This window comes from Burkholderiales bacterium, assembly GCA_035560005.1.
Classification (GTDB): Bacteria; Pseudomonadota; Gammaproteobacteria; order Burkholderiales; family Eutrophovitaceae; genus DASRFY01.
Genome location: DATMAN010000070.1, coordinates 1 through 6,623 on the forward strand (window position 1 = coordinate 1; position 6,623 = coordinate 6,623).

A 6,623-nucleotide genomic window follows, 5' to 3' on the forward strand; every position below is an offset into this window, starting at 1 on the left:
GCAGATCGCGGAGACGGAGAAGTTCGACCTGATCCTGCAGGAAGCTGTCTACCGCAGCCCGCGCATCGACATCACCGACAAGGTCATCAAGGCGCTGGCCGACAAGTAACGGCCGCAAAGCCGGTGGCACGAACCGAGTGGGCTGCAAGCGGCGGCGCGGGAACTCTGGATGAACGCGGGCGCGCGCAACAGTTACTCGCTCTCCGAGCTGGTTGAACGTTTCGGCGGGGAGATCATCGGCGATCCGTCGGTGCGCGTGCACCAGGTGGCGCCGCTGGAGGCCGCCACCGACGGGCATCTGGCCTTCCTGTCCAACCTGCGCTATCAGCGCCAACTCGCAACCACCCGGGCCTCCGCCGTGATCGTCAACGAGGAAGCACGCGAGGCCACGCAGCTTCCGCGGATCGTCTGCGCCAACCCGTATGCCTACTACGCACGGGTGTGCGCCCTGCTCAACCCGCGCAGCAAGCCCGCGCCCGGCATCGACCCGCGCGCGGTCGTGGACGCGCGCGCAAAGGTGGCTCCGAGTGCGTACGTGGGCCCGTGCGCGGTCATCGAAGCCGATGCCACGCTTGGCGACGGGGTCGAGGTCCACGCGGGCTGTTTTGTCGGGCGGGGCGCGATGGTGGGCGCCGAAAGCGTGCTGGCGGCGGGCGTGACGGTATATCACGGCTGCGTGATCGGCGCGCGTGCGATGGTGCATTCGGGCGCGGTGATCGGGGCGGACGGCTTCGGCATGGCGATGGATGCCGGCCGATGGATCAAGATCCCGCAGATCGGCAGGGTGGTCATCGGGGATGACGTGGAGATCGGGGCCAACACGACCATCGATCGCGGCGCAATGGCCGACACGGTGATCGAGGACGACGTCAAGCTCGACAACCAGATCCAGATCGGCCACAACTGCCGCATCGGCGCGCACACCGCAATCGCCGGTTGCGTGGGCATCGCCGGCAGCACGCGCATCGGGCGCTACTGCCGCATCGGCGGCAGCGCGATGATCGGCGGCCACCTCGAGATCGCCGATCACGTGGAGATCTCGGGCGGCACCACGATCGCGAAGTCGATCCTGTCGCCCGGAACCTATACCTCGGTGTTTCCGGTGAGTCCGCACGAGGAGTGGCTGAAGAATGCATCCGTGCTGCGTCACCTGCGCGATCTGCGCGACCGGGTACGGCTGCTCGAAGAACGACTCAGGGAGATGGAGAAAAAATGAGCGTGGGCCCCATGGAGATCCAGGAGATCATGCGGCACCTGCCGCATCGATATCCTTTTTTGCTGATCGATCGCGTGGTTTCCTGCGATCCCGGTAGGGAGATCGTGGCGTTGAAGAACGTGACGATCAACGAACCGTTCTTCGCCGGCCACTTTCCGCACTACGCCGTCATGCCCGGCGTGCTCATCGTCGAGGCGATGGCGCAGGCTTCCGCCATCCTGGCCTTCAAATCGTTCGACCTCAAGAGCGACGCCAACAGCGTCTACTACTTCGTGGGCATCGACGAGGCGCGCTTCAAGAAACCGGTGGTGCCCGGCGACCAGCTCACGATCCGGGCTCAGGTGGTCCGCAACCTGCGCGGGATCTGGAAATTCACGGCGCAGGCCCTGGTCGGCGAAGTGCTGGTGTCCGAAGCGCAGCTGATGTGTACCATGAAGGGCCTATGATCCATCCGACCGCGATCCTCCATCCCGCGGCCGTGCTGGGCCCGGGGGTGGAGATCGGGCCGTACTCCATCATCGGCGAGCATGTCCAGATCGGGGAGGGCACCCGGATCGGGGCGCACGTAGTGATTTCCGGGCACACGCGGATCGGCCGCCGCAACCGGATTTTCCATCACGTCTCGCTCGGAGAAGCCCCCCAGGACAAGAAATACGCCGGCGAGCCCACGCGCCTCGAGATCGGCGACGACAACGTCATCCGCGAGTTCTGCACCTTCAACACCGGCACGGCGCAGGATCTGGGCTGCACCCGGGTCGGCAACGGCAACTGGATCATGTCCTACGTCCATGTCGCCCACGACTGCGTGGTGGGCGACCACACCGTTTTCGCCAACTGCACCCAGCTGGCCGGCCACGTCGAGGTCGAGGACTATGCGATCCTGGGCGGGTTCACCGGCGTGCACCAGTTCTGCCGCATCGGCGCACACGCCATCACCGGGGTCGGTTCGGTCGTGCTGGCGGACGTACCCCCTTTCGTGACAGCCATGGGCAATACGGCGCAGCCGCACGGGATCAACACCGAAGGGTTGCGCCGCCGCGGGTTCTCGAGCGACACCATCGCGCGCCTGCGCAAGGCGTACAAGACGCTTTACAGGTCCGGCTTGACCCTGGAAGAAGCCCGTCAGGCGCTGGCGCTCCAGGCGGTAGAGTGCACCGAAGTCCGGCAGCTGCTGGAATTCCTCTCCAAGTCCAGACGCAGCATCATCCGGTGAAAACGGCACACGCGATGTCCGGCCGGGTTCGTATTGCGATGGTCGCCGGGGAAGCCTCGGGTGATCTGCTGGGCGCTCACCTGCTGCGGGCGTTGAAGGAGCGGCTGCCGGCTTGCGAAGCTTTCGGCATCGGCGGCCCGAAGATGCAGTCGCAGGGATTCGAGAGCTGGTATGCGATGGAGCGGTTGGCGGTGCGCGGGTACGTGGAAGTCCTCCGCAGCCTGCCTGGCCTGCTGCGGTTGCGGCGCGAACTCGGTACGCGCCTGCTGTCCGATCCGCCGGATCTGTTCATCGGGGTCGATGCGCCCGATTTCAATCTCGACCTCGAGTTGCGCCTGCGCGGCCGCGGCGTGCGCACGGTGCAGTACGTGAGTCCCTCGATCTGGGCCTGGCGCGCAGAACGCGTTCACAAGATCAAGCGCGCCGCGCAGCTGGTACTCGCGCTGTTTCCGCACGAGGTTCCCGTCTACGAAAAGGCGGGCGTGCCGGTTGCCTACGTCGGACATCCGCTGGCGGACGAGTTTCCGGACGCGCCGGACCGCGAGGGCGCGCGCGAGCAGTTGCGACTGAGGCCCGAGGCCAGCGTCGTCGCGCTGCTGCCCGGCAGCCGGCGAAGCGAGGTTCGGGAGATCGGGAAGCTGATGCTGGCCAGCGCCAAGCTGCTGCATCGGCAGCTCAAGGAGGTACATTTCCTGGTGCCGCTGGTCAGCCGCGAGACGCGGCTGATCTTCGAGGACATCCTGTACCGTGAGCATGGGGAGGAGCTGCCGTTGACGATTCTCTACGGCCACGCGCACGAAGCGATGACGGCGGCCGATGTGGTGTTGGTGGCCTCCGGTACCGCCACGCTGGAAGCCGCCTTGCTCAAACGGCCGATGGTCATCACCTATCGCATGCCGGCCGCATCAGCCTGGATCATGCGGCGCAAGGCTTACTTGCCTTACGTGGGTCTGCCCAACATCCTGGCGGGAGAGTTCGTGGTGCCGGAGATCCTGCAGGAAGATGCGACAGCGGAAAACCTGGCGCAGGCGCTGCTCAACCTGCTGGGCGACAAGATCGTGCGCAGCCGCCTGGAGCAGCGCTTCGCCGCGGTTCACCGTCAGCTCCGGCGGAATGCGGCGGCACGAGCGGCGGAGGCGGTGGTTGCATTGCTGGAGCCGGTTGCGCCGCCGGCTGAGGGCGAGGCCCGGCGCTCGTGCCGGGTGCACGCATGAGCGTGCGCGGGCAGGTATGCGGGGTGGACGAGGCCGGGCGAGGCCCGCTCGCCGGCCCGGTGTTCGCTGCGTGCGTGGTGCTCGACCCCGAGCGTCCGATCGACGGTCTGGCGGATTCCAAGACGCTGTCCCCGGCACGGCGCGAAGAGCTTGCGCTGCAGATCCGGCAGCGCTGTCTGGCCTGGGCGGTGGCGCAGGCCTCGGTCGAGGAAATCGACTCGCTGAACATCCTGCGCGCGAGCCTGCTGGCGATGCAACGGGCAGTCGAACGACTCGGCATCGAGCCCGGCCAAGTCCTGGTCGACGGAGCGCACTGCCCCGCGGTCCGGTTTCCGGTCCGTGCGATCGTGGACGGCGATGCCTTCATCCCCGAGATTTCGGCCGCGTCGATCCTGGCGAAGACGGCGCGTGACGCCTGCATGCGCAAGCTTCACCGTTGCTACCCGAACTACGGCTTCGACCGGAACAAGGGCTATCCGACGCCGGAGCATCTGGCGGCGCTGCGCCGCCTGGGTGTCTCGCCGGTCCACCGGCGCAGCTTCGCCCCGGTTCGCGCGCTGTGTCCGCCGCTCGATTGATCCGGCCCCCACAGAGGCCAGAGAGCCTCAGTACACGTGGCGCTGCAGGTTGGCCTGCTGCATGATCACGGTGGACAGCTCCTCGATCGAACGGGTGGTGGTGTCCAGGATGGGGATGTTCTCCTGCCGCATGAGCGTTTCCGCGGCGCGCACCTCGAACTGACAGTTGTCCAGCGTCGCATAGGTCGATCCCGGTCGGCGTTCGGCGCGGATGCGCTGCAGCCGTTCGGGCTGGATGGTCAGGCCGAACAGCTTGCCGCGGTATCGACCGACCGCTTCGGGCAGCTTCATCGCCGCGAAATCCTCCGGGATCAGCGGGTAGTTGGCGGCGCGAATCCCGAACTGGAGCGCGAGATAGAGACAGGTCGGCGTCTTTCCGCTGCGCGACACGCCGATCAGGATCACGTCGGCCTTGTGCAGCTCCTTGGTGGACTGGCCGTCGTCGTGAGCCAGTGCGAAGTTCACCGCTTCGATGCGCTCGTAGTACTCGTTGCTCTTCACGCTGTGCGAACGCCCCACGGTATGCGAGGACTTTACCCCCAGTTCCTTCTCCATCGGAGCGATAAAGACCTGGAAGCAGTCGAGATAGAGCGCGTTGGCCTCCTGGACGATCGACGATAAGGCCGGATCGACCAGGGTGCTGAACACCAGCGGCCGTCGCCCGTCCTTCTGCGCGGCGCGGTTGATCTGGCGCACCGCCTCGGCCGCCTTGTCCGGGGCATCGACGAACGGCAGCGTAATCTGAGTGAACGACACGTCGTCGAACTGGGTGAGCAGCGAATGGCCGAGCATCTCGGCGGTGATTCCGGTACGGTCGGAGACGAAGAAGGCGGTGCGCTTTTCCGGCATGGGTTTACTGTCCTGCAGAATGGACTATCGGCCGGTAGAATAACTTTTTTCGAACCACTCGACGGTAGAACGCACAATGGCAGCCGAACCGTACGTCATCCCGTTTGAACACCTGCGCATGAGCGACGTGGAGCGGGTCGGCGGCAAGAACGCCTCGCTCGGCGAAATGATCAGCCAGCTCGGCGCAGCCGGCGTGCGGGTGCCCGGCGGATTCGCCACGACGGCGGCGGCCTATCGCGATTTCCTGCGGGCCAACGGCCTCGTGCAGCGGATCAACGACGCGCTCGCCGGGCTGAACGTCGACGATGTCGCGGCGCTGGCTCGCACCGGGGGGATGATCAGGCAGTGGGTGCTGGACGCGCCGTTTGCGCCGCGGCTGCTGCAGGAGATCGGGACCGCCTACGAATCGCTGGTGCAGCGCGAAGGGCACGAGGTCGCGTTTGCGGTGCGGTCATCGGCCACGGCAGAGGATCTGCCCGATGCGTCCTTCGCCGGACAACAGGAGACCTTCCTGAACATCCGCGGGCTGGACAACGTCCTGTCTGCAATCAAGCACGTATTCGCCTCGCTGTACAACGATCGGGCGATCTCGTACCGCGTCCACAAGGGCTTCGACCATTCCTTGGTCGCGCTCTCGGCAGGCGTGCAGCGCATGGTGCGATCCGATCTGGGAGCCAGCGGCGTGCTGTTCACGCTGGATACCGAATCGGGCTTCGACCAGGTCGTGTTCATCACCTCCGCCTACGGGCTGGGAGAGACCGTGGTCCAGGGGCAAGTGAACCCGGACGAGTTCTACGTCTACAAACCGGCGCTGGAGGCGGGGCGCCCGGCGATCCTGCGCCGGGCGCTCGGCACCAAGGCGATGCGCATGATCTTCAGCGACGAGCACAGCGCCGGCCGCTCGACGCGCATCGTGGAAGTGGCGCAGGCAGAACGCGCGCGTTTTTCGATCACCGATGCCGAAGTCGAGGAGCTGGCCCGTTATGGGCTCGCCATCGAAAAGCACTACGGGCGCCCGATGGACATCGAATGGGGGCGGGACGGCGAAGACGGCAAGCTCTACATCCTGCAGGCGCGGCCGGAGACGGTAAAGGCCATGGAAGGGGGCGAAACCCAGGAGCGCTACCGGCTGAAAAAGCGCGGACAGGTTCTCGCTTCCGGACGGGCGATCGGCTCCAGGATCGGCACCGGCACGGTGCGACTGGTCAAGAACGCAGGGGAGATGCACCGCGTCCAGCCGGGCGACGTGCTGGTCACCGACATGACCGATCCCGATTGGGAGCCGGTCATGAAGAAGGCTTCGGCCATCGTTACCAATCGCGGCGGGCGTACCTGTCATGCCGCCATCATCGCGCGCGAGCTGGGCATCCCGGCCGTGGTCGGGTGCGGCGACGCGACCCGGACGCTGAAGGAGGGCGCCCACGTCACCGTGTCCTGCGCCGAAGGCGACACCGGCTACGTCTACCAAGGCATCCTCGACGTCGAAGTGCTGCGGATCCAGCTGGACCAGTTGCCGGCAATCCCGGTGAAGATCGCCATGAACCTCGGCAATC

General features: G+C 66.1%; 8 protein-coding genes. 7 read left to right on the forward strand and 1 reads right to left on the reverse strand.

What is annotated here, in order from left to right; translation table 11 throughout:
• The 6 genes from VNM24_10700 to rnhB form a co-directional block, all read left to right on the forward strand.
• Positions 1–109: OmpH family outer membrane protein (locus VNM24_10700; GenBank protein ID HWQ39059.1), on the forward strand; the 109-nt coding region annotated here is incomplete at its 5' end.
• Positions 110–169: 60 nt separating this feature from the next.
• Positions 170–1,216, forward strand: coding sequence for a UDP-3-O-(3-hydroxymyristoyl)glucosamine N-acyltransferase (gene lpxD, locus VNM24_10705; protein ID HWQ39060.1), 1,047 nt, complete (start codon positions 170–172; stop codon positions 1,214–1,216).
• On the forward strand, positions 1,213–1,662 hold the full coding sequence (gene fabZ / locus VNM24_10710) for a 3-hydroxyacyl-ACP dehydratase FabZ (GenBank protein ID HWQ39061.1): 450 nt from the start codon (positions 1,213–1,215) through the stop codon (positions 1,660–1,662). Before lpxD ends, fabZ begins: the two co-directional genes overlap by 4 nt.
• Positions 1,659–2,429 (forward strand): acyl-ACP--UDP-N-acetylglucosamine O-acyltransferase, encoded by a 771-nt coding sequence (lpxA, locus tag VNM24_10715; GenBank protein ID HWQ39062.1) that lies wholly within the window; start codon positions 1,659–1,661, stop codon positions 2,427–2,429. The genes fabZ and lpxA overlap by 4 nt, the downstream gene beginning before the upstream one ends.
• A gap of 14 nt (positions 2,430–2,443) precedes the next feature.
• The gene (gene lpxB / locus VNM24_10720; GenBank protein HWQ39063.1) at positions 2,444–3,643 is read left to right on the forward strand and encodes a lipid-A-disaccharide synthase; all 1,200 of its coding nucleotides are present in this window, start codon (positions 2,444–2,446) and stop codon (positions 3,641–3,643) included.
• Positions 3,640–4,221, forward strand: a complete 582-nt coding sequence (rnhB, locus tag VNM24_10725) for a ribonuclease HII (protein ID HWQ39064.1) — start codon at positions 3,640–3,642, stop codon at positions 4,219–4,221. Before lpxB ends, rnhB begins: the two co-directional genes overlap by 4 nt.
• A 27-nt stretch (positions 4,222–4,248) precedes the next feature.
• Here rnhB and VNM24_10730 read toward each other — a convergent pair whose 3' ends face one another.
• Positions 4,249–5,070 (reverse strand): pyruvate, water dikinase regulatory protein, encoded by an 822-nt coding sequence (locus tag VNM24_10730; GenBank protein ID HWQ39065.1) that lies wholly within the window; start codon positions 5,068–5,070, stop codon positions 4,249–4,251.
• A gap of 76 nt (positions 5,071–5,146) precedes the next feature.
• Here VNM24_10730 and ppsA point away from each other — a divergent pair.
• Positions 5,147–6,623 (forward strand): phosphoenolpyruvate synthase (gene ppsA, locus VNM24_10735; GenBank protein ID HWQ39066.1); only part of this gene is annotated, 1,477 nt, incomplete at its 3' end.